Source organism: Pseudomonas canadensis, assembly GCF_000503215.1.
Classification (GTDB): Bacteria; Pseudomonadota; Gammaproteobacteria; order Pseudomonadales; family Pseudomonadaceae; genus Aquipseudomonas; species Aquipseudomonas canadensis.
Genome location: NZ_KI628539.1, coordinates 749,224 through 775,925, shown reverse-complemented (window position 1 = coordinate 775,925; position 26,702 = coordinate 749,224). Strand labels below are relative to the sequence as shown.

Here is a 26,702-nt window from a genome sequence, read left to right as displayed (position 1 = left end):
TTGGGGCGCTTCAACAGCGCTGCCGCACAGTAATAAGTCGCAGGAAAGACCGTCAATTGAGCAAACCGGGATCTGTGCGGTGACCGAACAGCTTAAGCGAACAGTTGCGCGCTCAACTCACGGCTGGCGCTGAGCATGCTCGGCAGGAAGCGCTGTTCCAACTCACTGCGGCTGACGCGTCCGGCGTGGGTGCTGACGTTCAGCGCGGCCAGCACCTGACCCGAGGCGTCATACACCGGCACCGCGATGGAACGCAGGCCTTGCTCCAACTCTTGGTCGACGATGCACCAGCCTTGCTGACGCACTTGTTGCAGGCATTCGAACAGCGCTGCGGGGGTGGTCAAGGTGCGGCTGGTCTTGGTTTGCAGGTCGGCGTGGTCGAGGTAATCCTGCAGCGAGGCGTCGTCCAGCGCTGCAAGCAGGATGCGGCCCATGGAAGTGCAATAGGCTGGCAGGCGGCCGCCCACCGACAGGTCCACGGAAATCAGGCGTTGGGTGGTGGCCGAGCGGGCGATGTAGAGGATGTCGTCGCCTTCAAGGGTGGCCATGTTGCAGGCTTCGTGGAGCTGCTCGCTCATGCGGTCCAGGTAGGGCTGGGCCGACACGGCCAACGGTGTGGACGACAAATAGGCGTGCCCCAGGGTCAGCACCTTGGGCAGCAACGAGTAGGTACGCCCGTCAGTAGTGGCGTAGCCGAGTTTGATCAAAGTGTGCAGACAACGACGCACGGCGGCGCGAGGGATTTCCGTGCGGTGACTGATCTGGGCGATGGTGAGGTGACGCTTGCGCTCCTGGAACGCCTGCACCACGGCCAGGCCGCGAGCCAGGGAAGTCATGAAGTCCGGATCGCCGGTAAACGCCTGGATACGCTTGGCCGGAGAGGCAACGATCGGCGGCGCCACTGACGCGAAAGAGTTGCGCAATTGATCGTTCATGTCGGGGATCCTTTCTCTTATTGTCGACCGCAGGGGAGGTTCGCCTGCTATTACAAGCCGCGTCAGCCGGGATGCACAAGGCAGCGCCGAGAACATTGTGCGATTATCGGACGATCATTCGATTATCGCAATTTGCCGGTGAGCCCGGTAAGCCTGGCCCTAGGATTGATTGAAATTAAGCGGTCCTTATTAGTCTGCAAAGTTGGGTGGATTTTATGACGTCAGAATTCACGCAATTACCGGCACGCCCGTGTAACAAAACCCTCACACAAAGTTGACGGTTTTTAACTTTAAGCTGATAGTGTTATTCAAAGGCGCCGCTATAATGCACGCTATGTGCAGGCTCGCCTGGTTTGTTTATCTGGAAAGGACCACGCCAGATAAGATGCAGCCACTGTGCAGGGTCTATCGCGATTACCTGCCTCGAATGCATCACTAACAAGTGACCGCCCGCTCCCATTCCAAACTTGAACGTTTCTACGCTCCAACTTGGAACACGCCGAGCACGCATTCCGGCAAAACGCTGCAACGAATTTACACTCAACTCAATTAGGTAACGATGTGACGAAAGATGAACTGCGCGCGGAACTTGAGCGCCAGGAGCAACGTTACAAGGACGTTTACGGCGGAGAAGTCACCACTTACGCCGCCCAACCTGAACCTGAACGCAAACCATGGCGCAAGCGAGCCAGCCTGCTCGACCAGGCATTTGCCCAGGAAATCCAAAAGATTGAACAAGAGCTGAAAACCGAAGAGCCATAAGCGATCCGGTTCAAGTCCCAAGGTTTTGCCTCGGCTGCTGGCATATAGCTAGCAGTCGGCAACCTTGAATCCCACCACCACAGTAAAATTTCATACAAATGTTTCAGGCGTGACGTTTTTGTGACAAAACCCCGCCCTGCGACCCCTCTGCTTTATAAATCAAAGACTTGCCAAAGCCCCGAAAACCCTGGGATGCATGCCTTTCCCGGTGTTTTTTTCGGTGAAGATTGTTACCGATGAGCAGCTAGTGCATCGATTACTGACGTTTTCTGGCATAATCGCGCCCCCTTACGACCGGGTCAGAAAACCTTCATGATCGATTTATTCAGCGGACTGGATGCTTGGGTTCTCGTGAGCCTGTTGCTCGCCCTGGCCTTTGTCCTCGCCTTCGAGTTCATCAATGGCTTTCATGACACCGCTAACGCGGTGGCCACAGTCATCTATACCAAAGCCATGCCGCCGCACCTGGCCGTGTTCTTCTCCGGGGTGTTCAATTTCCTCGGCGTGTTGCTCGGTGGTGTCGGCGTCGCCTACGCCATCGTGCACTTGCTGCCGGTGGAGTTGCTGATCAATGTGAACACCGGCCACGGCTTGGCAATGGTCTTCTCTTTATTGGCGGCGGCGATCACCTGGAACCTGGGCACCTGGTACTTCGGTATCCCGGCTTCCAGCTCCCACACCCTGATCGGCTCGATCCTCGGTGTCGGCCTGGCCAATGCCTTGATCAACGACATCCCCCTGGCTGACGGCGTGAACTGGCAGAAGGCGATCGATATCGGCGCCTCCCTGGTGTTCTCGCCGATGGCCGGCTTCCTGGTCGCAGCCCTGGTGCTGATCGGCCTGAAGTGGTGGCGCCCACTGTCGAAGATGCACAAGACCCCGGACCAGCGCCGCAAGCTCGACGACAAGAAACACCCGCCGTTCTGGAACCGCCTGGTGCTGGTGATTTCCGCCATGGCCGTGAGTTTCGTGCACGGCTCCAACGACGGCCAGAAAGGCATCGGCCTGATCATGCTCGTGCTGATCGGTATCGTGCCGGCGCAGTTCGTCCTTGACCTGGGCAGTACCACTTACCAGATCGAACGTACCCGCGATGCGACCGTGCATTTGAGCCAGTTCTACCAGCGCAACAACGCCACGCTCGGCGAGTTCCTGGCCCTGGGCAAAAGCGTGAAGAACGATCTGCCAGGCAAGTTCCAGTGCAACCCACAGCAGACCGAGCCGACCATCAACGCGCTGGTCGATACCTTGAAAGGCGTGTCCGACTATCATTCGCTGACTTCTGACCAGCGCATTGAAGTGCGTCGCTATCTGCTCTGCCTGGACGACACCGCGAAGAAAGTCGGCAAGCTGCCAGGCCTGGATGCCCGTGAGAAGTCCGACCTCGACAAGCTGCGCAAAGACCTGACCGCCACCACGGAGTACGCCCCGTTCTGGGTGATCCTCGCCGTTGCACTGGCCTTGGGCCTGGGCACCATGGTGGGCTGGAAGCGTGTGGTACTGACCATCGGCGAGAAGATCGGCAAGCAAGGCATGACCTATGCCCAGGGCATGTCGGCGCAGATCACCACCGCGACCATGATTGGCTTTGCCAACATCTTCGCGCTGCCAGTGTCGACCACCCACGTGCTGTCTTCCGGCGTGGCCGGCACCATGGTCGCGAACAAAAGCGGCCTTCAAGGCGGCACTGTGAAAACCATCCTGATGGCCTGGGTGCTGACCCTGCCGGCGACGGTAGGCTTGTCGGCCGGGTTGTTCTGGTTGGCGTCGAAGGCGCTGGGTAGTTGATAACCCTGCCGCAATAAAAAAGGTGCGATCCGCGAGGGTCGCACCTTTTTTTATATTCGTATTTCTGTAAAAACCGACTCAAATAGCAGGCAAAAAAAAGGGCGACCGAAGTCGCCCAAAATGCCTTGCGTGCTCATGTAACCTGGAAAAACCTAAGGTTTTTTACGCTTGTTCGCGTCTTTCCAGATAAAAATTCCAAACCCTACAAAAAACAGCACCATGAGGCTTACAGTCAGCACTCCGGCAAATACCACATTATCGATAAACATGACCGGCCTCCTGTGCTTGCCCTGTTGCGATAGGGCTAAGTTAATGGAGAAGCCGGATTGGAAAATTGACGGGGATCAATGTCGCCCGCGACGGGGCGTAAAGAAGGGCAATAACTGACCTGCATCAAGGGATGCAGGTTGTTTCAACGCTTTTTCGGTTTGTTCTTCGGCTTTTTCTTCACTTTGCCGAGTGGCATCGCTTGTTCAAATGCCTGGCGCACTTCATTCAGGCGCTTGTCATTGAGGTCATGCACACGCTTGGCGCGTTCGGCATTCAGGTCGATCAGCTTGTCGTCTTCACTCATGGCTTGGCTTACGTCGTGGAAGGGAATGGCTCAATAATGCGGCCTCCCCCGCTCAACGGCAAATCAGCGGGCGACAAAAGGCAGGGCATCGCACAAAATCGAGGCCTTTCCCCGAACCCGGAGACGCTCTCAGGTGGCACTGCACAAGGACCTTCCACCATTGCTGGCACTGCGTGCCTTCGAAGCCGTGGCGCGGCATTTGAGTTTTATCAAGGCTGCCGGTGAGTTGTCGGTAACCCAGAGCGCCCTCAGTCATCAGGTGCAGAAACTTGAGCAGCATCTAGGCAAACCGCTGTTCATCCGACGCACCCGCGCGATCGATCTGACCGCCGAAGGCCAACAGTACTACGACGAAATCCGCCCTGCCCTCGTTGCCATAGCCGCCGCCACGCGTGCCCAACGGGTTGCACCCAGCTCCACCGTATTGCGCATCGGTTTACTGGCATCTTTCGCCACGCTGTGGCTGGCGCCGCGTTTGGCGGATTTTCTCAACCGTTACCCGCATATCCAGGTGGAGTTGTTGCCGGCGATTCAGTTGGCAGATGTCGCGGGCGCCGAGGTCGACCTGGCCATCCGCTACGGCAAGGGTGATTGGCCCGATGTCCAGGCCACGCGACTCATGCCCGAGGTTATCTCCCCGGTGTGCAGCCCGTCATTCAAGGCACGCCAGGACAGTCCGTTGCTGATGGCCACTTCGCACCGCCCCTTTGAATGGACCGACTGGTCTGCGCACTACCAGGTCGACCTCACCCACCATCCCCGCGTAATGCTGCACGACTACAACATCGTGGTCGAAGCCGCGGTCGCCGGACAAGGCATCGCCATGGGCCGCCATCGCCTGATCGAGCGCCGATTACAGGACGGCAGCCTGGTGGAAGCTTTCGACTGGCCGCCCTATCACAGCGACATCGGCTACTGGCTCATCGCGCCCGAAGGCCCCGCCACTGCAGCCACCGCGTGTTTCAGCCAGTGGCTGAAGGAAGCCTGCGCCGACGCGTGAGCTATTTCGATACATCGCGTGAGATCTATCCGTTTGTCGCCCCTCGATGCAGCCAACATGCTGAAACCTCCTGAACCCAGAGGATTCATCATGAGCGACTCCATCCGCGAACGCGTGCAAACCCTTGGCCTCACGCTGTCTACCCCCAGCCAGCCAATTGCCAACTACATCAACCACGTCATCAGCCAAAACCACCTGTTCGTTTCCGGGCAAATTCCGCTGGTCGATGGCAAACCCGCCTACGTCGGTCGCTTGGGCGAATCCCTCAGCGATGAAGAAGGCGCACAGGCTGCGGAATTGGCGGCTTTGGGCCTGCTGGGGCAATTGAGCAATGCCTTGAATGATGACCTATCGCGCCTGGTGCGCACCGTGCGCCTGGGTGTATTCATCGCCAGCAGCGCTGATTTCAAGCAACAGAGCGTGGTCGCCAACGGTGCCTCCAACCTGCTGGTCAACGCCCTTGGCGAACAAGGCCGACATGTGCGCACCGCCGTGGGCGTCTCCAGCCTGCCGGCCGGCGTAGCCGTGGAGGTGGATGCCCTTTTCGAGTTACGCCCGTGAGCCCGCTCGAAGTCCAGCAACTGCGGGACGACACACCGGGCTGCCAATCCGGCATCGTGCACTTCAACCCTGCCGGCGCATCCCTGCCCAGCCAGGCGACCCTCGATGCAATCATCGAGCAACTGCAACGCGAAGCCCGCGACGGCCCGATGGAAGCCGGCGAACATGGCGCGGTGCTAGTGGAAAAAGCCCGCCGCGCCGCCGCGCAACTGCTCAATGCACCCGCCGCCTCGATCGCCTTTGCCAGCAGCGGCTCGACTGCCTGGAGCCTGGCGTTCCAGGCATTGGCGCCTTGGCAGCCGGGCGATCGCATTCTGGTGGGCCGCCATGAATGGGGCGGCAACCTGGCCAGCATGGAGCTGGCAGTGCAGGCCGGCGCCCGAGTAGAAACCATCCCTTGCGATGAGACCGGCGCGGTCTGCCCGCTGGCGCTGGAATCGATGATCGATGCACACGTCAAGCTGATCGACCTCACTTGGCTCCCAGCCAATGGCGGCCTGATCAACCCCGCCCAGGCGATCGGTAAAGTGGCCAGGCGTCACGCTATCCCCTACTTCATCGACGCAGGGCAAGCCGTCGGCCAGGTGCCCGTGGATGTTCAAGCGTTGCAGTGCGACGTGCTCAAGTCGGCCGGACGCAAACACCTGCGTGGCCCACGGGGCACCGCGCTGCTGTATGTGCGACCGGACTTTCTTGAACGCTTGAGCCCGGCCCAGCGCGACGTGTTTTCAGCGCCATGGACCGCCCAGGGTTTCGATCTGCGCAATGACGCCCGGCGCTTTGAGACCAGCGAGACCTCCTTCGCCTTGCTCGCAGGCCTAGGCAATGCGCTACAGGAGATGAATCGCCTGGGCATCGATCGCGTCTGGGAAAGGGTGTCGCAAACCGCTGAGCGAATGCGCGACGAATTGCGTGGGATTGCAGGTATTACCCTGCATGACCTGGGCACGCAGCAATCAGGCTTGATCGCCTTCAACCTGGCCGGCTGGGATGCATTCGAACTGAAGCGGCGCCTGGGTCTGAAGCGCATCAATATCGGCGCCAACGGCGTGGCCTACACGCCATTGGATATGCAGGCACGGGGCCTGGAAAGCGTGGCGCGGATCTCGGTCAGCCCGCTCAACACCGAGCACGATATCGAGTTGCTGATGGCCGCGCTGCGCGAGTTGCGCGACTAAACCTCGACGTCCACCCACAAGCCCTGGCGCGGGGCATCTTCGATCAGCGGCACCACCGGCACGGTGTTGTCGGCGTTGAGCACATCCCCCGGAATGGCCAGGTGCTGCTCCGGGTCTTCATCGGCTTCACGCCGGCGTTTCTGTTGTTCCTGCTGACGGCGTTGTTCTTCGCGCAGCAAAAAGGCCGACGTCTCGGCGTCGCCCTTTTTCAGGTCGATAGTGCTCTCGTTGGAGCCCGGTTGAACTGGCACCACGGGCGGGATATCCGGCTTCTGTCGCACCGGATCGAGTTGTGACGTCACCGGCACAACGCTGACGGGCAGCATGGGTGGCAGCATAGTGATTATTCTCCTGATCAACAGGCTGTCGGCGGGTTGCAGGGCGACTTGAGCACAGGGTTGCCAAGCTGTGACCCAGTCGACACTCCCAAGTGCCCGCCACCCGTCGATTCGGCCTCCGGCCCCCCACGTATACGGAGTAGTTTTTGTCAGAGTCCTTGGGCGTGGGGGCTTGTTCCGTTAAGATAGTCGGCTTTTTCACGGCGGGAGTCAGGCAGCATGGCGCAGCAGTATCAACCGGGGCAACGCTGGATTAGTGACAGCGAAGCAGAGCTGGGGTTAGGCACCGTTCTGGCACAGGACGGCCGCTTGTTGACCGTGCTCTATCCGGCCACTGGCGACACCCGCCAGTATGCGCTACGGAATGCGCCCCTCACTCGCGTGAGGTTTTCGCCGGGCGACAGCATCACCCACTTCGAAGGCTGGAAAATGACCGTACAGGAAGTCGACGACGTCGACGGCCTGCTGGTGTATCACGGCCTCAATGGGCAGAACGAGCAGGTCACCCTGCCGGAAACCCAACTCTCCAACTTCATCCAGTTCCGCCTGGCCAGCGACCGTCTGTTCGCCGGGCAAATCGACCCGCTGGCCTGGTTCTCGCTGCGTTACCACACGCTTGAACACACCAGCCGCCAGTTGCAGTCCTCGCTGTGGGGCCTGGGTGGCGTGCGTGCGCAACCTATTGCTCACCAACTGCACATCGCCCGCGAAGTCGCTGACCGTATCGCGCCACGGGTGTTGCTGGCCGACGAAGTGGGCCTGGGCAAGACCATCGAAGCCGGCCTGGTGATCCATCGCCAATTGCTGTCGGGTCGCGCCAACCGCGTGCTGATCCTGGTCCCGGAAAACCTGCAGCACCAATGGCTGGTGGAAATGCGCCGCCGCTTCAACCTGCAAGTTGCCCTGTTTGACGAAGAACGCTTCATCGAAAGTGATGCCACCAACCCGTTCGAAGACACACAGCTTGCGCTGGTAGCCCTGGAGTGGCTGGTGGACGACGAGAAGGCCCAGGACGCACTGTTCGCCGCCGGCTGGGACTTGCTCGTGGTCGACGAAGCTCACCACCTGGTATGGCACGAAGACAAGGCCAGCCCCGAGTACTCGCTGGTCGAACAACTGGCCGAAGTGATTCCTGGCGTACTGCTGCTCACCGCCACCCCCGAGCAATTGGGCCAGGACAGCCACTTCGCACGCCTGCGCCTGCTCGACCCGAACCGTTTCCACGACCTCGCCGCCTTCCGCTCCGAAAGCGAGAACTATCGCCCGGTGGCTGAAGCCGTGCAGGAGCTGCTGGACAAGGGGCGTCTCTCCCCTGCCGCACATAAGACCATCCAGGGTTTCCTCGGCAACGAAGGTGAAGCCCTGCTGACCGCCGTCAACGATGGCGACACCGAAGCCAGCGCACGCCTGGTGCGCGAGCTGCTCGACCGTCACGGCACTGGCCGCGTGCTGTTCCGCAACACCCGCGCCGCCGTGCAGGGTTTCCCGGAGCGCAAGCTGCACGCCTACCCGCTGCCAAACCCGGACGAATACCTCGAGTTGCCGCTGGGCGAGCACGCCGAGCTGTACCCGGAAGTCAGCTTCCAGTCGCAGCCGGATATTGAAGAAGAAAACCGCTGGTGGCGCTTCGACCCGCGCGTCGAGTGGCTGATCGACCAACTGAAAATGCTCAAGCGCACCAAAGTCCTGGTGATCTGCGCCCACGCCGAAACCGCGATGGACCTGGAAGACGCGCTGCGCGTGCGCTCCGGTATTCCGGCCACGGTGTTCCACGAGGGTATGAACATCCTCGAACGTGACCGCGCCGCCGCCTACTTCGCTGATGAGGAGTTTGGCGCCCAGGTGCTGATCTGCTCGGAAATCGGCAGTGAAGGCCGCAACTTCCAGTTCTCCCATCACTTGGTGCTGTTCGACCTGCCGTCCCACCCCGACCTGCTGGAACAGCGGATCGGCCGTCTGGACCGGATCGGCCAGAAACATGTGATCGAACTCCACGTGCCGTACCTGGAAACCAGCCCGCAAGAGCGTCTGTTCCAGTGGTACCACGAAGCGCTGAACGCCTTCCTCAACACCTGCCCGACCGGCAACGCCCTGCAGCATCAGTTCGGCCCACGCCTGCTGCCGCTGCTGGAGAACGCCGACGACGGCGAGTGGCAAGCCCTGATCGACGAGGCCCGTGCCGAGCGCGAGCGTCTTGAAGAAGAGCTGCACACTGGTCGCGACCGCCTGCTGGAACTCAACTCCGGCGGCGCGGGTGAAGGTGATGCGCTGGTCGAGGACATCCTGGAGCAAGACGACCAGTTCGCCCTGCCGATCTACATGGAAACCCTGTTCGACGCGTTCGGCATCGACAGCGAAGACCATTCGGAAAACGCGCTGATCCTCAAGCCCAGCGAAAAGATGCTCGACGCCAGCTTCCCCCTGGGCGACGACGAAGGTGTGACCATCACCTACGACCGCAACCAGGCGCTGTCGCGCGAAGACATGCAGTTCATCACCTGGGAACACCCGATGGTACAGGGCGGCATGGACCTGGTGCTGTCCGGCTCCATGGGCAACACCGCCGTGGCGCTGATCAAGAACAAGGCGCTGAAGCCGGGCACCGTGTTGCTGGAACTGCTCTATGTCAGCGAAGTGGTTGCCCCACGCTCGCTGCAACTGGGCCGCTACCTGCCGCCGGCCGCCCTGCGCTGCTTGCTGGATGCCAATGGCAACGACCTGTCGAGCCGTGTGTCATTCGTGACCCTCAACGACCAGTTGGAAAGCGTGCCACGGGCCAGCGCCAACAAGTTCATCCAGGCCCAGCGCGACCAGCTGACGCCACGGATCAACGCCGGTGAAGAGAAGATCACCCCGCAACATGCCGAGCGCGTGGCCGAGGCCAAGCGTCGCCTGGCGGCGGACACCGACGAAGAACTGGCGCGCCTGACCGCGTTGCAAGCGGTCAACCCGACCGTACGTGACAGTGAGTTGGTGGCCCTGCGTACCCAGCGTGAGCAAGGTTTGGCCATGCTGGATAAGGCGGCGCTGCGACTGGAAGCGATTCGAGTCCTCGTAGCCGGTTAATTTACTGTAGTGAGCGGGCTTGCCCCGCGCTGGGCGGCGAAGCCGCCCCAAAACCAGACTCCGCATTCTTTCAGAGAGAATGCGGCGTTTTTTATGGGGGCGGCTTCGCCGCCCAGCGCGGGGCAAGCCCGCTCACTACAATCAGGCAGGGACGCTAGCAGCCGGCACCTCCACCCCGCTCAACCCCTCCTTCATCTTCTTGGCATCGCGCACAAAACTGCGTGACGCCTGGAACAGAAACAGCATGGTCAAGAACAGCGCCACCGGAATCAGGTACATGGCGTCATGCAACCCCACCGCTTTATAAGCTTCGGTCATCTGCTCCGCCCCAGCCGCATACATCGCCGAGTGGGCGAAATGATCGGAAAGCCCGCCCACCACGATCGGTCCCATCCCACCGCCCAGCAAATACAGCCCGGCAAAAAACAGCGCCATGGCCGTGGCCCGCAGGCGCGGCTCGACCACGTCCTGAATTGCCGTGTACACGCAGGTGTAGAAGTTATAGGCAAACAACCAACCCACGCTGAACAGCGCCACGAACACGCCAATCTCGATGCGCCCGGCGTGCAACGCCCAGGCGGTGGTCACGGTGGAGATGATCAAGCTGAACGCGGCGAACAACAGGCGACCATTGGCAACACGCTGGTGGATCTTGTCAGCGACCCAGCCGCCGAGGGTCAGGCCCACCAGGCCGGTCAGACCGACGATCACACCCGTGGCAACGGCGGCTTCCTGCAACGGCATCAGGAAATAACGCTGCAGCATCGGTACCAGGAACGAGTTGCAGGCATAGGTCGCAAAGTTGAAGCACAACCCGGCCAGCACCAGCCACAGGAAGGTCGGCACCGCCAGCACGCGGCGGATCGGGCGGTCGACGCGCTCCTGGGAGACTTGCACGGTTTCGGCGGCGCCGCGCTTGGGCTCCTTGATATAGAACATGAACACCGCCAGGATCATCCCCGGTACTGCCGCGATAAAGAACGGCGCGCGCCAGCTGTCGAACGCCTTGACCATCCAGCCGATGGTGAAGAACGCCAGCACCAGCCCCAACGGCAGGCCCAGCATGAAAATGCCCATGGCCCGCGCGCGACGGTGCGCCGGGAACAGGTCGCCAATCAGCGAGTTGGCCGCCGGCGCATAACTGGCTTCGCCAATGCCAATGCCCATGCGCACCAGCAAAAACGTCCAGAAACTGCCGACCATGCCGTTGACCGCCGTCAGCCCGCTCCAGGCAAACAGGCCCCAGCCCATCAGTTTACTGCGCGAGCCGGTATCGGCCAGGCGCCCGAGAGGCAAGCCGGCAATGGCGTAGACGATGGTGAAGGCGGTACCGATGACGCCGAGCTGGAAGTCGCTCAGGTGCCATTCCATACGGATTGGCTCGATGATGATCGCCGGAATCGTGCGATCGAAGAAGTTGAACAGGTTGGCCAGGAACAGCAGGAACAGAATGCGCCAGGCATTCGCCGCTTGGGTCGAGTTCTGCATGGGTCCGTCTCTTTTATTGTTATGAGAGCTGCGATGCCCGATGCATCCTGCCCGGTACCTGCAACATAGTCAGACGGCACCCGGTTGTCTGTAATGATTCGTAAAGCTGATAGGGCATGATTTCGCCCGGCAGCACGGGACTTCGCCTACAAAAATATAAGTTCCTGCCCCCCTTCCCAACGGCCATGGCCCGGATAGAATGGCGAGCCTTCCGTAACACCCCACTCCTACTTTTCTTATCGATGACGCCCATGTCCGAAGCCAGTCCGTGTCTGAATTGCGGTGCCTGCTGTTCACACTTCCGTGTGTCTTTCTTCTGGGGAGAATGCGCCTCGTCGGGGGGCACGGTGCCCGATGACCTGGTGGTACAGATCAACCCCACCCGCGTGGCGATGATCGGCACCGACCAGAAACCGGCGCGCTGCTGCAGCCTTGAAGGTGAAGTAGGCCAAGGCACCCGGTGCACGATTTACGAGCAACGCTCCAGTGTGTGCCGCGAGTTCGAGTCCTCCTGGTATGAGGGCGTGCACAACGCCGATTGCGATGCAGCCCGCGCCGCGTTTGGCCTGGCTCCGCTGGAAGCACCGTTCGAACTGGACCTGCCCATCAGCGCTTAGCATCAAACGCTATGGGTGGCATGACAAAATCGTAGACAAGCAAAGTGCCATTACTCCTTGGCGAATTCTCCTACACGTCTACACTCGTCCACATAGGTCATCGCCGTAGGCAGTGACGTGACTCTATGACGGGACATGCTATGGAATGGCTGGGTCTGCATTTTTTTACCGAGCTTCCAGAGAGCGGGCACTTATTACTCAATTGCAGTCATAACCCCTTCCTGGTACTGCTCGCTTATCTGGTCGCGTGCGCGGCGGGTTTCGGCACGCTGGACATGGCCGAACGCGTCGGCCATGTCGAAGACCCTACCGCGCGGCGCCATTGGCGCTGGCTCGGGGCGGGTTGCCTGGCAGGCGGCATCTGGTCCACCCACTTCATCAGCATGTTGGCCTTCCAGGCCCCGATTGCGATCCATTACGAACTGTTCATGACGTTCGCCTCCTTGCTGATCGCACTGATCGCGTCGTTGATCGCCATGCAAACCCTCAGTCACTCCAACCTGCGCTTCCACCAGTACTTACTGGCGTCGGTCTGGATGGGCATCGGCATCGCCCTGATGCATTACGTCGGCATGTCGGCCATGCGTTCCCAGGCCCAGGTGTATTTCGAAACGCGGCTGTTCTTGGCCTCGATCGGCATTGCCATCGGCGCCAGCCTGGCGGCCTTGCTGCTGTCGAGTTACCTGCGCAACGGTGCCGGAGTGTTCCACCAGTTGCTTAAATATGCCGCCAGCCTGGTGCTCGGCGCCGGCATTCTCAGCATGCACTTCACCGGCATGGCCGCCATGCGCCTGATGGTGCCGAACGGGGCGGACCTGTCGCTGCCGCTGGACAACAACCCGATTCAACTGGGCCTGTCGGTCGCCGTTATCACCCTGCTGGTGATCGGCAGCAGCATCAGCGCCGCCTTGGCCGACAAGAAGCTGCAGCACAAGGAACGTGACCTGCGCCGGGTCAATGCGCTGCTCAGCGAACTCGATCAAGCCCGCGCTTCACTGCAACAGGTGGCCCACTACGACGCCTTGACCAGCCTGCTCAACCGCCGGGGTTTCAACCAGATCTTTGCGGAAAAGCTCGCCGAAAAAACCGCCTCCCACGGCATGATGGCGGTGATTTTCCTCGATATCGACCACTTCAAACGCATCAACGACAGCCTCGGGCATGACGCTGGCGACCAATTGCTCACCGTGCTGGCCGGACACATCAAGAGCTCGGTGCGCAGCCACGCCGATGTGGTCGCGCGGTTTGGCGGCGATGAGTTCTGCATCCTGATCAGCATCCACCACCGCGACGAAGCCCGGCACTTGGCCCAGCGCATCATGCAACAGATGAAAGAACCCATCGAACTGGCCGGCCGGCGCATGGTGATGACCACTAGCATCGGCATCAGCCTGTTCCCCGACGACGGCCTGACTTGCGAAGAGTTGTTGAAAACCGCCGACCTGGCGCTGTATCAGTCCAAGGATGCCGGGCGCAACAGCCTGAACTTCTTCAGCTCCAACCTGAAAACCCGCGCCTTCCTCGAACTGCAACTGGAAGAGGAACTGCGCGGCGCCCTGCGCACTCGTAACCAACTGGTGCTGTTCTATCAACCGATCTTCGACATGAAACTGGGCAAAGTCACGCGGCTGGAAGCCTTGGTGCGCTGGCAACATCCACAGCATGGCTTACTGGCCCCGGACCGTTTTATCGGCATCGCCGAAAGCAACGGCCTGATTGCCGAATTGGACCACTGGGTCCTGCGCCAAGCCTGTCACGACCTGAGCCTGCTGTCTGAACGGGGTTATACCGACCTGACCATGGCGGTGAACTGCTCGGCCCTGAACCTGGCCCGTGATGAGCTGGCGGATGAAATCGAAGACGCGTTGCGCTTCAGCGGGATCGGCGCCAACCGCCTGGAGCTGGAAGTCACCGAAAACGCCCTGATGGGCAATATCAGCAGCACCTTGGCGTTGCTGCGGCAGATCCGCGCGCTGGGCGTGTCGTTGGCCATCGACGACTTCGGCACCGGCTACTCGTCCCTTGCTTACCTCAAGCGCTTGCCACTCAACACGCTGAAGATCGACCGCTCATTTATCCAGGATATTCCCAAGTCCACCGCCGATATCGAGATCGTCCAGGCGGTGATTGGCATGGCCCACACCCTGCACTTGCAGGTGGTGACCGAGGGCGTGGAAACCCAGGCCCAATTCGAGCTACTGCACAAGCATGGCTGCGATTACGTGCAGGGTTATCTGCTCAGCCCGGCGGTACCGGCCAGTGACATCATCGGCGTGATGCAGGGCATCAACCAGCGCAACCCACTCCCCCCGCCTAGAGGGTCTGGCACCAAGGACGGCAGTTCGCCGCAAGACGCCTCCCCAAACCGTGGCAGCTCCACGTCCATTGTCAGGCCAATTCGCTGACGCCGAATCTTTGGCATTTCGCCATCATCTGCCTAAAGAACGCCGACGAACGGCCGATTCATCAGAGTCCGGCCAGGTTTTCCCTGAAAACACTAGGGTTCATCCCACTCGCCCAGGACAAGGACGCACTGTAAAGTCGCGAACTCTCATTCCGTGATGGCCATTTGATACCTTCCAGCCATCCGCCCAGGCACATGGCGCACAATGACTTCTAAAAATAACTCTGCCACCGTGGTATCTGACGTGTTGCTCCCAGCTCCTGCGGACAAGCCCTCAGGTTCAAAGTCATTGAGCACCGCCCGCCCGCTGGCCACCCAGCAATACCTGTACTTCACCGAAACCAATACCGACCGCATCCTCGACAACCTCGACGGCCTGCGCGACATGGTGTTCCCGCGCCCGCCCCACTTGGAAGGCGACAACGATCCGCGCAACGAGCAAGAATTTCCCTCGGTGTGCCTGATCGGCCTGGGCCGTTGTGGTTCGAACATCGCACTCGACGTCGCGGAGCTGGTTTACAACGCACGCAAGTTCTACCTGAACGAATTCAGCAACGAAGACAAATCGCAGGACAAGGGCTACAGCCCGGCCCAGTGGATCCGCAATAACCTGCGCCTGGGCGGCGGCAAGGCCACCAAGCCGGTGTTCCTGGTGGAACCACTGGTGATGCTCGGCGACCTGGACAAGGATATCGCCGGGCGCATCCGTTTCTCGCGCAAGGGCGAAAAAAGCGGCTTCCTGCGCGACTACAGCAAGATGAAAATCATGGACCTGTCGGAAGTCCATGCCGGTGGCGCCGGTAACGCGCCGATCCTCGGCCAGTACCTGGCCAAGATCATCCTCAATAAAGACACCCAGCGTTTTTCCAGCCCTGACTGGAAGATGATCCACTCGTACCTCATCGACTCCTGCGGCATCAAGGCTAACCAGTCGCGCCTGTACTTCTCGATCTTCAGCGCCGGTGGCGGCACCGGCTCAGGCATGGCCTCGGAGTTCGGCCTGGCCCAGCAGCACTCGTACATGAACAAGACGTTCGACACCAAGCCCGCCGACGAGCACGACAGCAAAAGCGGCCATGCCTTTGTGTTCGAACCGATCTTCACCAGCGGTATTTGCGTGCTGCCGAACATCTCCGACCACCGCAGCGAAATGTCCGAGGCGCTGCACATCAACGCCGGGCGCCTGCTGTGCAAATACCTGTCGGAAGAATGGGACTTCTCGTACAACTTCGCCAATGAAGACAGCAGCGAAGCCAGCGTGAAGGGGCGTATCCGGCCGTGGAACGCAATGATGTTGATCTCCAACGACATCATGCGTTATGCCGAAGAAAGCGATGACGGCAATATCCAGAACATTGACGTCAATGCCATGGAAAAACACGCCAACCAGTACATTTCCCAGCAGATCTTCAACATCCTCACGGCCCAGGCCGTGACCACCGACTACGACCAGAACTACTTCCGTCGCGCCGGGATCGACATTGGTGAAACCATTCGCCTGGATGCCAACGACCTGTTCATGAGCCTGGCCGGCCCTGTGGCAATTGCCTATGCCGAGTCCGTCGTCCCGGAAACCCCGGCGCCGTCGAGTGACAAGTTCAAGGTGTTCGAGAAAGAACCGCAACGCCTGAACATCGACGACCTGTTCTTCCGCTCCATCGACCTGCCACACTTCAACAAGGTCACCCAGGCCATCGAAGGCATCAGCCTGCTGCCGATCGAGTCCAAGCGCTACAAGGCGTCGCTGGAGCAGTACAAGAATTCGGGCTACGACGCGGCCGCATTGCACGACCTGCACTTCTTCAAGAACTGCTCGTCGGTGGTGTCGATTGTTTCGTTACCCAAGGACTACAAGCTGTCCTACATGGACCTGAACCGGCTCAAGACCCACCTCAACAGCCTGTTCCCCAACACCACCCTCAAGCGCTATGCCCTGGTGATTGGCGCATCGGCCAACTTGTCGCTGACCACCTTGATCGCCAAGAGCCCATGCCTGTCGGATGATTTCCTCACGCTGATCGTAGCCTTCATCAAGCGCTGCTTTGCGCGCACCCCGTACCGCTTCGATGACACGCTGGACAACTCGATCCTGGACTTCATTATCCACGAGGACTTCGACGAAGACCGTATCGACGAACTGCTCAACGAGTTCGAAAACCCGGCGAAGATCCTCGACACCAACTGGTACGCGATCAAGCCGATGTATGAGAAGAAGTACCGGGAGCTGATCAACGACAAAGACAAGTTCGTTTCGATCAATGACATTCGCCTGTCACGGGATTGCGTGAAGAAGGCGATCAAGTACCTGCGTGAGATTTACCGTCACCGGATTGGCAAGACCAAGGTTATCTCCTTGAACAACCATACTGGCAAGACGGCTTAGACCGAGCCGCGCCCATCGCAGGCAAGCCAGCTCCCACACTTGGAATGCATTTCAAATGTGGGAGCTGGCTTGCCTGCGATGACGGTCTGTATTGCAAAAAATGTATAGCCCTGCCACACCACGAAACAATTCTGCAGCCGTTTAGCCCCCCGCCCAACTGTTCCCGTGACGTGCACGTCACCCTCGGCTGTGACCTTTCTCTACGGCAAGATGCCATCACCGCTTCAGCGGTTACTCCGCTACACACTTCCCTCGGCAAAAAACGCGCACCTTTTTCGTGCAGACTTTTCTCACGCCGCCCTTTCCTGGATCAGAATCCACGGCGAGACCACCACCGCCCACAGGCTCGGATCACGCTCCACCAGGTCCAATGCCCGCGTCGCAGACACTTCGCCAAGGCTACCCGCGGCCAGCCAGGCAGCGACTTTGTCACGGTTGTCCTCGGCCATTCCCTCGGCGGCTTCGATCAAATCCAGGCCGGCGTCGACCCACAATAGGGCACCCTTGGCAAAGAACGGCTCAAGCTCCTTCCAGGATATTTCGGCGGTTTCACCGAGCAGCTTGGCATAGAGGGTGCTAGGTTCTTGCGTCATGGGAATTCACCTGAGTAAAAAACGGCGCAATCATAACGTCGTGGCTCTTGTAGAAAAACCCAGTTGCAAATGAGTTACCGAGAGAAAGTGTCAGGAAAGCCAAGGATTGCCCGAAACTCTGGCATCGCCCCGCCGCAATTCTGTCTTTTTCTTTCATTTAAGCGACACACCCGGGTTTTGCCCCCAGCAGCCAGCTTTTCAAGCGATCAACCGGCGCTCTACACTGTACCGGTACAGTTGCCAGGGCACTGCCGGGGGGATATCCGAGATATCTGATCCGGTTCTGCAGCTCACAAGGCCGCTAGAACTATAAAAAATACAACAGTAAGAGTGGAGCACTATGAATAAGGCTACTAAGCAGATTTCCAAACTGTTTGCCGCTATGGTCCTGGCTGGGGTTGCCGGCCATTCGTTCGCAGCCGACACCATCAAGATCGGTATCGCAGGTCCTAAAACCGGTCCAGTGACGCAATACGGCGACATGCAATTCATGGGTGCCAAACAAGCCATCGCCGACATCAACGCCAAGGGCGGCGTCGACGGCAAGATGCTTGAGGCCAAGGAATACGACGACGCTTGCGATCCTAAACAAGCCGTTGCCGTCGCCAACAAAGTGGTCAACGACGGCGTCAAGTTCGTGGTCGGTCACCTCTGCTCCAGCTCCACTCAACCCGCCTCCGACATCTATGAAGACGAAGGCGTGATCATGATTACCCCGGCTGCCACCAGCCCGGAAATCACCGCCCGTGGCTACAAGCTGATCTTCCGCACCATCGGCCTGGACAGCGCCCAAGGCCCGGCGGCCGGCAACTACATCGCCGATCACGTGAAGCCGAAGATCGTTGCCGTACTGCACGACAAGCAGCAGTACGGTGAAGGCATCGCCACCGCCGTTAAACAGACCCTCGAGAAGAAAGGCACCAAGGTTGCCGTCTTCGAAGGCCTGAACGCCGGCGACAAAGACTTCTCCTCGATCATCCAGAAACTCAAGCAAGCCAACGTCGACTTCGTCTACTACGGCGGCTACCACCCTGAGCTGGGCCTGATCTTGCGCCAAGCCAAGGAAAAAGGCCTGAACGCCAAGTTCATGGGTCCAGAGGGCGTCGGCAACGACTCTATCTCGCAAATCGCCCAGGGCGCATCCGAAGGCCTGCTGGTGACCCTGCCTAAATCCTTCGACACCGACCCGGCCAACAAGGCCATCGTTGAAGAGTTCGCCAAGAACAAGCAGGACCCAACCGGTCCGTTCGTGTTCCCAGCCTACTCGGCCATTGAAGTGATCGCCGGCGGTATTACCGCTGCGAAGAGCGAAGACACCGCCAAAGTGGCAGCCGCCATCCACGCGGGCACCTTCAAGACCCCTACCGGCGATCTGAGCTTCGACGCCAAGGGCGACCTGAAGGACTTCAAATTCGTGGTCTACGAATGGCACTTCGGTAAACCAAAAACCGAAGTTTCCCCTCAGTAAGCCAGGCGTTACTGGTCCAACAAGCCCACTGTGAGAGCAGTGGGCTTTGTTTTACGAGGTTTATGGGCCTGTCACCCGCGATCCGGGCGCTGGCTCACCTGAAAATCTTAAAACCGTCACCAGCGGTTCGCTGGCAAACGCTTTGTGCAACCTGGTCACAGAACAGGGCACAGGCCGGAAATGACTCCACCAGTGAAATGCGTATCGGGTTTTTAGGAGCGCTGTAATGCCTGAGATCTATCATTTTTTCCAACAGCTGGTTAATGGCCTGACCATTGGCAGCACCTATGCCTTGATAGCCATTGGCTACACAATGGTTTACGGCATCATTGGAATGATCAACTTCGCCCATGGCGAGGTGTACATGATTGGTTCCTACGTGGCCTTTATCGCCCTTGCCGGGTTGGCCATGATGGGTATCCACTCCCTGCCGCTGTTGATGACCGCCGCGTTCCTTGCGTCGATCGTCGTGACCAGTGCCTATGGCTACAGCATCGAGCGCGTTGCGTATCGTCCCTTGCGTGGCAGCAACCGTTTGATCCCGCTGATTTCCGCCATCGGCATGTCGATTTTCCTGCAGAACACCGTATTGCTGTCCCAGGACTCCAAGGACAAGTCCATTCCCAACCTGATCCCGGGGAGCATCTCCTTCGGCCCAGGTGGCGCACAAGAAGTGCTGATTTCGTACATGCAGATCCTGGTCTTTGTCGTCACCCTGGTGGCGATGCTCGGCCTGACCCTGTTCATCTCCCGCTCCCGTCTGGGGCGCGCCTGCCGGGCTTGTGCCGAAGACATCAAGATGGCCAACCTGCTGGGCATCAACACCAACAACATTATCGCCCTGACCTTCGTGATCGGCGCCGCATTGGCAGCCGTTGCGGCGGTGCTGCTGAGCATGCAGTACGGCGTGATCAACCCCAACGCCGGTTTCCTGGTAGGCCTCAAGGCCTTTACTGCGGCGGTTTTGGGCGGCATCGGCAGTATCCCGGGCGCGATGCTCGGTGGCCTGGTGCTGGGTGTGGCCGAAGCCTTTGGCGCCGATATCTTCGGCGACCAGTACAAGGACGTCGTGGCGTTCGGCCTGTTGGTTCTGGTGCTGTTGTTCCGTCCGACCGGCATCCTGGGCCGTCCGGAGGTTGAGAAAGTATGAGCAGATATCTTAAATCGGCGTTCTTCAGCGCGCTGTTGGTTTGGGCGGTTGCGTTCCCCGTACTCGGCCTCAAGCTGAGCATTGTCGGCATCAACCTGGAAGTGCATGGCACCGGTCCCGTGACCCTGACCATCATCGCCCTGTGCTCGGTGCTGATGTTCCTGCGTGTGCTGTTCACCCAGCAGGTCGGTGCCTTGTTCAAGGGCAACCGTGGCCCTCTGGTATCGCCTAAGGTCAGTCAATTCCTGACCCTGCCGCGTACCCAGCGCTACATCATCATCGGCCTGATCGTTGCCGCGTTGATCTGGCCGTTCTTCGGCTCGCGCGGCGCGGTCGATATTGCCACCCTGATCCTGATCTACGTGTTGCTGGGCCTCGGCCTTAACATCGTGGTCGGCCTGGCCGGCTTGCTCGACCTGGGTTACGTGGGTTTCTACGCCGTAGGTGCCTACACCTACGCGCTGCTCTCGCACTACCTGGGCTGGGGCTTCTGGATCTGCCTGCCCTTGGCGGGCATGGCGGCGGCAACGTTCGGCTTCCTGCTGGGCTTCCCGGTACTGCGCCTGCGCGGTGACTACCTGGCGATCGTGACCCTGGGCTTCGGTGAAATCATCCGACTGTTCCTGCGTAACCTCACGGATATCACCGGCGGCCCCAACGGTATCAGCAGCATCCCCAAGCCGACGTTCTTCGGGCTGACGTTCGACCGTAGCGCCGCAGAAGGCATGCAGACCTTTCACGAGTACTTCGGGATCGACTACAACCCGGTGAGCAAAGTGGTGTTCCTGTACCTGGTGGCACTGCTGCTGGCACTGGCTGCACTGTTCGTGATCAACCGCCTGCTGCGCATGCCGATCGGCCGTGCATGGGAAGCGCTGCGTGAAGATGAAATCGCCTGCCGTGCACTCGGCATGAACCCGACAGTCATCAAGCTTTCGGCCTTCACCCTCGGGGCAACCTTTGCCGGTTTCGCCGGCAGTTTCTTCGCCGCTCGCCAAGGCCTGGTAACGCCGGAGTCGTTCACCTTCATCGAGTCGGCGATTATCCTCGCTATCGTGGTACTGGGTGGCATGGGCTCGCAATTGGGCGTGATCCTGGCAGCAATCGTGATGATCCTGCTGCCGGAATTGATGCGTGAGTTCAGCGAATACCGCATGTTGATGTTCGGCGCCATGATGGTGCTGATGATGATCTGGCGTCCTCAAGGCCTGCTGCCCATGCAACGTCCACACATGGAGCTGCGCAAATGAGCCGCGAGATCCTGAAAGTCGAAAATCTGAGCATGCGCTTCGGCGGCTTGCTGGCAGTCAACGGCGTGGCCCTGACCGTGAAAGAAAAACAGGTTGTGGCACTGATCGGCCCGAACGGCGCCGGCAAGACCACGGTGTTCAACTGCCTCACCGGTTTCTACAAGCCGAGCGGTGGCAGCATCCTGCTGGACGGCCAGCCGATCCAGGGCCTGGCCGGTCACGAAATCGCCCGCAAGGGCGTGGTGCGGACCTTCCAGAACGTACGGTTGTTCAAGGACATGACGGCGGTCGAAAACCTGCTGATCGCCCAACACCGTCACCTGAACACCAACTTCTTCGCAGGCCTGTTCAAGACCCCGGCGTTCCGCAAGAGCGAGCGCGAGGCCATGGAGTACGCCGAGTACTGGCTGGACAAGGTCAACCTGACCGAGTTTGCCAACCGCCCGGCCGGCACCTTGGCCTACGGTCAGCAACGTCGCCTGGAAATCGCCCGCTGCATGATGACCCGTCCGCGGATCCTCATGCTCGACGAACCAGCCGCCGGCCTGAACCCCAAGGAAACCGAAGACCTCAAGGCGCTGATCAGCGTGTTGCGTGAAGAAAACAACGCCACCGTGCTGTTGATCGAACATGACATGAAACTGGTTATGAGCATTTCCGACCACATCGTGGTGATCAACCAGGGCACACCGTTGGCCAACGGGACGCCGGAGCAGATCCGCGACAATCCTGAAGTGATCAAAGCCTATTTGGGGGAAGCGTAAAATGCTGCAATTCGAAAACGTTTCCACTTTTTACGGCAAGATCCAGGCCCTGCACAGCGTCAACGTCGAAGTGCGCCAGGGTGAGATCGTCACGCTGATCGGCGCCAACGGTGCCGGCAAATCGACCCTGTTGATGACCCTCTGCGGTTCGCCCCAGGCCCACAGCGGCAGCATCCGCTACATGGGTGAAGAACTGGTGGGCCAGCAATCCTCACACATCATGCGCAAGAGCATCGCGGTGGTACCGGAAGGCCGTCGTGTGTTCTCACGCCTGACGGTGGAGGAGAACCTGGCCATGGGTGGGTTCTTCACCGACAAGGGCGATTACCAGGAGCAGATGGACAAGGTGCTGCACCTGTTCCCTCGGCTCAAGGAGCGCTTCAGCCAGCGCGGCGGCACCATGTCCGGCGGCGAGCAGCAAATGCTCGCCATCGGCCGGGCGCTGATGAGCAAACCCAAGCTATTGCTGCTGGATGAACCTTCACTGGGCCTGGCACCGATCATCATCCAGCAGATCTTCGACATCATCGAACAGCTGCGCAAGGACGGTGTGACGGTGTTCCTGGTGGAACAGAACGCCAACCAGGCGCTGAAAATCGCTGACCGTGCCTATGTGCTGGAAAATGGCCGGGTGGTGATGCAAGGCACTGGCGAACAGTTGCTGACCGATCCAAAGGTGCGCGAGGCATATCTGGGCGGCTAAGGTTTTCTTGCTGAAGGAACCGGCTTGAACAATGTGGGAGCGGGCTTGCTCGCGAATGCGGTGGATCAGTCAACGATGCAGTGACTGACATACCGTATTCGCGAGCAAGCCCGCTCCCACATTTGTTTTGCGTGAAGCGAAATTTTTAATTTTTTTGAAGCCGGTGTAACGAATCCCATCCCCCCCTCTCTAGTGGTACAAGCAGGCATTCAAGCCCGCCAACTCAACCCACTGCTGGAGATACACCATGACTACCAAACTGTCCGCCGCCACCCTCGTCCTGGCCCTCGGTTCCGCCCTGAGCCTGTCGACCCTGGCCACCACCGCCCACGCTGCCGACGACATGCAGAAATGTTTCGGCGTCGCTGAGGCCGGCAAGAACGATTGCGCCGCGGGTGCAGGCACTTCCTGCGCCGGCACCTCAAAAACCAAGGATCAAGCCAACGCCTGGAAACTGGTCCCGGCCGGCACCTGCCTCAAAACCCCAAGCTCCACCTCGCCGACCGGCTTCGGCCAGGAAGCAGCCTTCACCGCCAAGTCCTGAAACCTCGCAAAACCTGAGTACTGATGATGACCCTTTCATCCCTGCAAGCCGTCTCCCAGGCTCAGGCGCCCGGCCTCCCCCGTCGGGCCGGGCTGGGGCTCAAGCATGAGCATTTCATGGACGTGCTGGAGACCTTGCCCGACATCGGTTTTTTTGAAGTGCACGCCGAAAACTACATGGTGGCCGGCGGCCCGTTTCATCATTACCTGGGGTTGATCCGAGAGCAGTACCCGCTGTCCTTGCACGGCGTGGGCCTGTCCATCGGCGGCGATGGCCCGCTGGACCGTGCGCACCTGGCACGGTTGGGCGCGCTGATCGAACGCTATCAACCCCACTCTTTTTCCGAACACCTGGCCTGGTCAAGCCACGGCCCGGTGTTCCTCAATGACCTGCTGCCCCTGGCCTACGACAGCGCGACCCTGCAACGGGTATGCGAACACGTTGACCAGGTGCAGAGCACCCTCAAGCGCCCCATGCTGCTGGAAAATCCGTCGACTTATCTGCAATTCCAGCGCTCAACCCAGGACGAGACTGACTTCATCAGCGAAATCATTCGCCGCACTGGCTGTGGTTTGCTGCTGGATGTAAACAACGTTTACGTGTCGTGCATCAACCATCAACGCGATCCACTTGCCTACATCGACGCGTTGCCATTGCACGCGGTGGGCGAGATTCATCTGGCCGGTTTTGCCGAAGACACTGACAGCCTCGGTGATCGCTTGCTGATCGATGATCACGGCGCACCTATCGATAACGCCGTGTGGCAGCTGTACGAAAAAGTACTGGCGCAGGTCGGCTCGGTAGCAACCCTGATCGAGCGGGATAACCAGGTGCCGGCGTTTGGCGTACTGCTGGCCGAGGCTCAACGGGCTGACTGGCATCTGTCGCAGGTGAACCCATGAGCCTGCATGACGATTTCGCCGAGGCATTATTGGCGCCGGACCTGGCTTGTCCCGATGGCCTGTTCAGCAGCAATGGTGCCGACCCCGCCAGCCGCTTCGTGGTGTATCGCAACAATGTGCACAGCTCGTTGATCAACGCGCTGGCAACGGCTTATCCGGTGACATTGCAACTGGTGGGCGAAAAGTTCTTCCGAGCGATGGCCGGCCTGTTTGTACAGGTTTGCCCACCCACCAACCCGTTGATCAGCGAGTACGGCAGTGCGTTCGCGGCGTTTATCCAGGATTTCGAGCCTGCCACCAGCGTGCCCTACCTGGCCGATGTCGCGCGCCTGGAACGCTTGCGCGTACGCGCCTATCACGCAGCGGATACCCCGCCGATGGACCAGCAGACGGTTCTCCAAGCGCTGCAAGGCCAGACAGACCTGGGGACATTGCGCCTGCAACTGCATCCCTCCCTCGCCACTTTGACTTCAGCCTATGCGGTGGTATCCATCTGGGCCGCGCACCAGGCCGAGGGCGGCTTGGCCACTCTGAATCCCTGGCACGCCCAGGGTGCGCTGGTCATGCGTCGGGGCCTGGAAGTTCAGGTGTTAGCGATCGACCACGGCTCAGTCACGTTTATCGACAGCCTGGCCCAGGGCACGCCTTTGGAAAAAGCCGTGGAGCAGACGCTTGAAACGTCCGCCGAGTTTGACCTGCACCAATGCCTGACGCTGCTGATAAACCACAGCGCCATCACTCATTTGCATCCAGAACAAAAGGTGTCGCCATGAATACTCGTCCGTCGTGCCTGATCAACCGGGTCATCGCGCTTTTCGAACAGATCCCTTACAGCCTGATCGCTTTTCTCGCGCGCTTTTCCATCGCCGCGGTGTTCTGGAAATCCGGGCAAACCAAAGTCGAAGGCTTCGCGATTGATTTGATCAGCGGCACCTTCCAATTCGGCGAACCCAAATTGGCGGCCTCGACATTGCCGTTGTTTCGCAGCGAATACCACGTGCCGTTGCTGTCACCGGAAATCGCGGCGCACATGGCGGCATTTGCCGAGCATTTTTTTCCGGTGTTGATTCTGGTGGGCTTCGCTACACGCTTCTCAGCCTTGGCCCTGATCGGTATGACCCTGGTGATCCAGTTGTTCGTCTACCCGGACGCCTACCCGACTCATGGCACCTGGATCGCGTTGCTATTGCTGCTCGTGGCCAAAGGGCCGGGACGTCTGTCCATCGATCACCTGATCGCCCGTCGCTGCGCTTAAAGCCGATCCAGCGCCTCGCCGCTACGCTTGAACCAATCCACCAGGTAATCGGCCAACACCTGGGTGCGGCGCGGCAAACCACCCTGATAGGGATGCACCAGGTACATCGGCATGCTCCGTGTCTGATAATCGCGCAGGAGCCAGCGCAAGCGGCCGTCAGCCAATTCTGCAGGAAGCACATAGGACGGCAGCCGCGCGATACCGGCGCCCACCAGCGCGGCCTTTTTCAGCAGGTTGTAGTGGTTTGAGGCAAACGTGCCGCTGACCCGCACCCGCAGCAACTCGTGCTGCTGGTGGTACAGCCACTCTTCACGCCCGCTGTAATGGCTGTTGAGCAGGCAAGTGTGCGTGGCCAGGTCGGCCGGGGTCTGTGGCTCGCCATGTTGTTCAAGGTACGCCGGGCTGGCGCATGTCATCTCATGCCAGGCCAGCAGCGGCTTGGCCACCAGGCGCTCGTTTTCAATCGCGCCTGAGCGTACCCCCAAATCAAAACCATCCCGCGCCAGATCGCGATAACTGTTGTTGAGCTCCAACTCGATCTGCACCTGCGGGTACTGCTTGGAAAACTCCAGCAACAACCCGTCGAAGAAGGTCTCGCCCAACGACACCGGCACCGTCATGCGCACCGGTCCGGCCAGGTCGTCCTTGAGCCGCGCCAATGCCTGTCGGGCGCGATCCACCTGCACCACCAATGCCTGGGCCTGGGGCAGCAACGCCGCACCCGCGGCTGTCAGGCTGAGTTTGCGCGTGGTGCGGTGCAGCAAGACCACGGAAAACCGCGCTTCCAACTGGCTGATCCGCTTGGACAACTGCCCTTTGCTGCAGCCCAGTTGCTCAGCAGCCACGGTGAAACTGCCGGCCTCGATCAGCACGGCAAACGCCGCCAGGTCATCCATCTCACTCATGGATTGTTTCCATTTGAAAACCAAAGGTTGCCTATTAGCGCGTTTATCCGCAGAAAAAGCCACTCTAGACTGAA

General features: G+C 59.8%; 25 protein-coding genes. 18 read left to right on the top strand and 7 right to left on the bottom strand.

Annotation, left to right across the window (positions count from 1 at the left end; genetic code table 11):
* Positions 1-92 precede the first annotated feature (92 nt).
* Positions 93-935 carry a pca regulon transcriptional regulator PcaR gene (gene pcaR / locus U367_RS0126455; RefSeq protein ID WP_028619267.1) on the bottom strand — a complete coding sequence of 281 codons (843 nt, stop codon included), beginning with the start codon at positions 933-935 and terminating at the stop codon, positions 93-95.
* A gap of 561 nt (positions 936-1,496) precedes the next feature.
* On the opposite strand from pcaR, the gene U367_RS0126450 reads away from it, so the two are divergent.
* Positions 1,497-1,697 carry a hypothetical protein gene (locus tag U367_RS0126450; protein ID WP_003189295.1) on the top strand — a complete coding sequence of 67 codons (201 nt, stop codon included), beginning with the start codon at positions 1,497-1,499 and terminating at the stop codon, positions 1,695-1,697.
* Between the two features lie 312 nt (positions 1,698-2,009).
* A complete protein-coding gene (locus U367_RS0126445; RefSeq protein WP_028619266.1) occupies positions 2,010-3,485 on the top strand; it encodes an inorganic phosphate transporter in 1,476 nt (491 codons plus the stop codon).
* A gap of 152 nt (positions 3,486-3,637) precedes the next feature.
* On the opposite strand, the gene ccoM is transcribed toward U367_RS0126445, so the two are convergent.
* Together ccoM and U367_RS1000000132110 are read right to left on the bottom strand one after the other, a co-directional pair.
* Positions 3,638-3,754: a cytochrome c oxidase subunit CcoM gene (ccoM, locus tag U367_RS1000000132615; protein ID WP_003172387.1), complete on the bottom strand. Its 117-nt coding sequence runs from the start codon at positions 3,752-3,754 to the stop codon at positions 3,638-3,640.
* Between the two features lie 143 nt (positions 3,755-3,897).
* Positions 3,898-4,059 (bottom strand): hypothetical protein, encoded by a 162-nt coding sequence (locus tag U367_RS1000000132110; RefSeq protein WP_017137225.1) that lies wholly within the window; start codon positions 4,057-4,059, stop codon positions 3,898-3,900.
* Positions 4,060-4,192: 133 nt separating this feature from the next.
* Between U367_RS1000000132110 and U367_RS0126430 the strand changes: the two genes are divergently transcribed.
* The 3 genes from U367_RS0126430 to U367_RS0126420 all read left to right on the top strand — a co-directional run bounded on the left by U367_RS0126430 (position 4,193) and on the right by U367_RS0126420 (position 6,798).
* Positions 4,193-5,059: a LysR substrate-binding domain-containing protein gene (locus tag U367_RS0126430; protein WP_028619265.1), complete on the top strand. Its 867-nt coding sequence runs from the start codon at positions 4,193-4,195 to the stop codon at positions 5,057-5,059.
* Positions 5,060-5,149: 90 nt separating this feature from the next.
* Entirely contained in the window at positions 5,150-5,620 is a 471-nt protein-coding gene (locus U367_RS0126425; RefSeq protein ID WP_028619264.1) for a RidA family protein, read from the top strand.
* A complete protein-coding gene (locus U367_RS0126420; RefSeq protein WP_028619263.1) occupies positions 5,617-6,798 on the top strand; it encodes an aminotransferase class V-fold PLP-dependent enzyme in 1,182 nt (393 codons plus the stop codon). The genes U367_RS0126425 and U367_RS0126420 overlap by 4 nt, the downstream gene beginning before the upstream one ends.
* On the opposite strand, the gene U367_RS0126415 is transcribed toward U367_RS0126420, so the two are convergent.
* Positions 6,795-7,136, bottom strand: coding sequence for a hypothetical protein (locus U367_RS0126415; protein ID WP_016975077.1), 342 nt, complete (start codon positions 7,134-7,136; stop codon positions 6,795-6,797). The two genes, U367_RS0126420 and U367_RS0126415, sit on opposite strands and share 4 nt — an antisense overlap.
* A 219-nt stretch (positions 7,137-7,355) precedes the next feature.
* Here U367_RS0126415 and rapA point away from each other — a divergent pair, with 219 nt between their 5' ends.
* Positions 7,356-10,202: an RNA polymerase-associated protein RapA gene (gene rapA, locus U367_RS0126410; RefSeq protein WP_028619262.1), complete on the top strand. Its 2,847-nt coding sequence runs from the start codon at positions 7,356-7,358 to the stop codon at positions 10,200-10,202.
* A gap of 141 nt (positions 10,203-10,343) precedes the next feature.
* Here the strand turns inward: rapA and U367_RS0126405 are convergent, their stop codons facing one another.
* A complete protein-coding gene (locus U367_RS0126405) occupies positions 10,344-11,690 on the bottom strand; it encodes a spinster family MFS transporter (RefSeq protein WP_028619261.1) in 1,347 nt (448 codons plus the stop codon).
* Between the two features lie 251 nt (positions 11,691-11,941).
* On the opposite strand from U367_RS0126405, the gene U367_RS0126400 reads away from it, so the two are divergent.
* The 3 genes from U367_RS0126400 to U367_RS0126390 all read left to right on the top strand — a co-directional run bounded on the left by U367_RS0126400 (position 11,942) and on the right by U367_RS0126390 (position 17,094).
* Entirely contained in the window at positions 11,942-12,307 is a 366-nt protein-coding gene (locus tag U367_RS0126400; RefSeq protein WP_016975074.1) for a YkgJ family cysteine cluster protein, read from the top strand.
* Between the two features lie 140 nt (positions 12,308-12,447).
* Entirely contained in the window at positions 12,448-14,712 is a 2,265-nt protein-coding gene (locus U367_RS0126395; RefSeq protein ID WP_028619260.1) for a putative bifunctional diguanylate cyclase/phosphodiesterase, read from the top strand.
* Between the two features lie 204 nt (positions 14,713-14,916).
* Positions 14,917-17,094, top strand: coding sequence for a hypothetical protein (locus U367_RS0126390; RefSeq protein ID WP_028619259.1), 2,178 nt, complete (start codon positions 14,917-14,919; stop codon positions 17,092-17,094).
* Positions 17,095-17,384: 290 nt separating this feature from the next.
* On the opposite strand, the gene U367_RS0126385 is transcribed toward U367_RS0126390, so the two are convergent.
* On the bottom strand, positions 17,385-17,687 hold the full coding sequence (locus U367_RS0126385; protein WP_017530446.1) for a DUF2288 domain-containing protein: 303 nt from the start codon (positions 17,685-17,687) through the stop codon (positions 17,385-17,387).
* A gap of 340 nt (positions 17,688-18,027) precedes the next feature.
* On the opposite strand from U367_RS0126385, the gene U367_RS0126380 reads away from it, so the two are divergent.
* The 9 genes from U367_RS0126380 to U367_RS0126340 all read left to right on the top strand — a co-directional run bounded on the left by U367_RS0126380 (position 18,028) and on the right by U367_RS0126340 (position 25,723).
* Positions 18,028-19,155: a branched-chain amino acid ABC transporter substrate-binding protein gene (locus U367_RS0126380; protein ID WP_028619258.1), complete on the top strand. Its 1,128-nt coding sequence runs from the start codon at positions 18,028-18,030 to the stop codon at positions 19,153-19,155.
* 226 nt (positions 19,156-19,381) lie between these two features.
* Entirely contained in the window at positions 19,382-20,305 is a 924-nt protein-coding gene (gene livH, locus U367_RS0126375) for a high-affinity branched-chain amino acid ABC transporter permease LivH (RefSeq protein WP_028619257.1), read from the top strand.
* Positions 20,302-21,555 carry a high-affinity branched-chain amino acid ABC transporter permease LivM gene (locus U367_RS0126370; protein WP_028619256.1) on the top strand — a complete coding sequence of 418 codons (1,254 nt, stop codon included), beginning with the start codon at positions 20,302-20,304 and terminating at the stop codon, positions 21,553-21,555. Before livH ends, U367_RS0126370 begins: the two co-directional genes overlap by 4 nt.
* Positions 21,552-22,319 carry a high-affinity branched-chain amino acid ABC transporter ATP-binding protein LivG gene (livG, locus tag U367_RS0126365; RefSeq protein ID WP_010212365.1) on the top strand — a complete coding sequence of 256 codons (768 nt, stop codon included), beginning with the start codon at positions 21,552-21,554 and terminating at the stop codon, positions 22,317-22,319. Before U367_RS0126370 ends, livG begins: the two co-directional genes overlap by 4 nt.
* 1 nt (position 22,320) lies before the next feature.
* The gene (locus tag U367_RS1000000132610; RefSeq protein WP_017844798.1) at positions 22,321-23,022 is read left to right on the top strand and encodes an ABC transporter ATP-binding protein; all 702 of its coding nucleotides are present in this window, start codon (positions 22,321-22,323) and stop codon (positions 23,020-23,022) included.
* Between the two features lie 247 nt (positions 23,023-23,269).
* A complete protein-coding gene (locus U367_RS0126355; protein ID WP_010212367.1) occupies positions 23,270-23,566 on the top strand; it encodes a BufA1 family periplasmic bufferin-type metallophore in 297 nt (98 codons plus the stop codon).
* Between the two features lie 23 nt (positions 23,567-23,589).
* A complete protein-coding gene (gene bufB / locus U367_RS0126350; RefSeq protein WP_028619255.1) occupies positions 23,590-24,468 on the top strand; it encodes an MNIO family bufferin maturase in 879 nt (292 codons plus the stop codon).
* The gene (locus U367_RS0126345; RefSeq protein ID WP_028619254.1) at positions 24,465-25,241 is read left to right on the top strand and encodes an HvfC/BufC N-terminal domain-containing protein; all 777 of its coding nucleotides are present in this window, start codon (positions 24,465-24,467) and stop codon (positions 25,239-25,241) included. The genes bufB and U367_RS0126345 overlap by 4 nt, the downstream gene beginning before the upstream one ends.
* On the top strand, positions 25,238-25,723 hold the full coding sequence (locus tag U367_RS0126340; RefSeq protein ID WP_028619253.1) for a DoxX family protein: 486 nt from the start codon (positions 25,238-25,240) through the stop codon (positions 25,721-25,723). Before U367_RS0126345 ends, U367_RS0126340 begins: the two co-directional genes overlap by 4 nt.
* Here the strand turns inward: U367_RS0126340 and U367_RS0126335 are convergent.
* Positions 25,720-26,628 carry a LysR family transcriptional regulator gene (locus U367_RS0126335; RefSeq protein WP_028619252.1) on the bottom strand — a complete coding sequence of 303 codons (909 nt, stop codon included), beginning with the start codon at positions 26,626-26,628 and terminating at the stop codon, positions 25,720-25,722. The two genes, U367_RS0126340 and U367_RS0126335, sit on opposite strands and share 4 nt — an antisense overlap.
* Between the last annotated feature and the right edge of the window lie 74 nt (positions 26,629-26,702).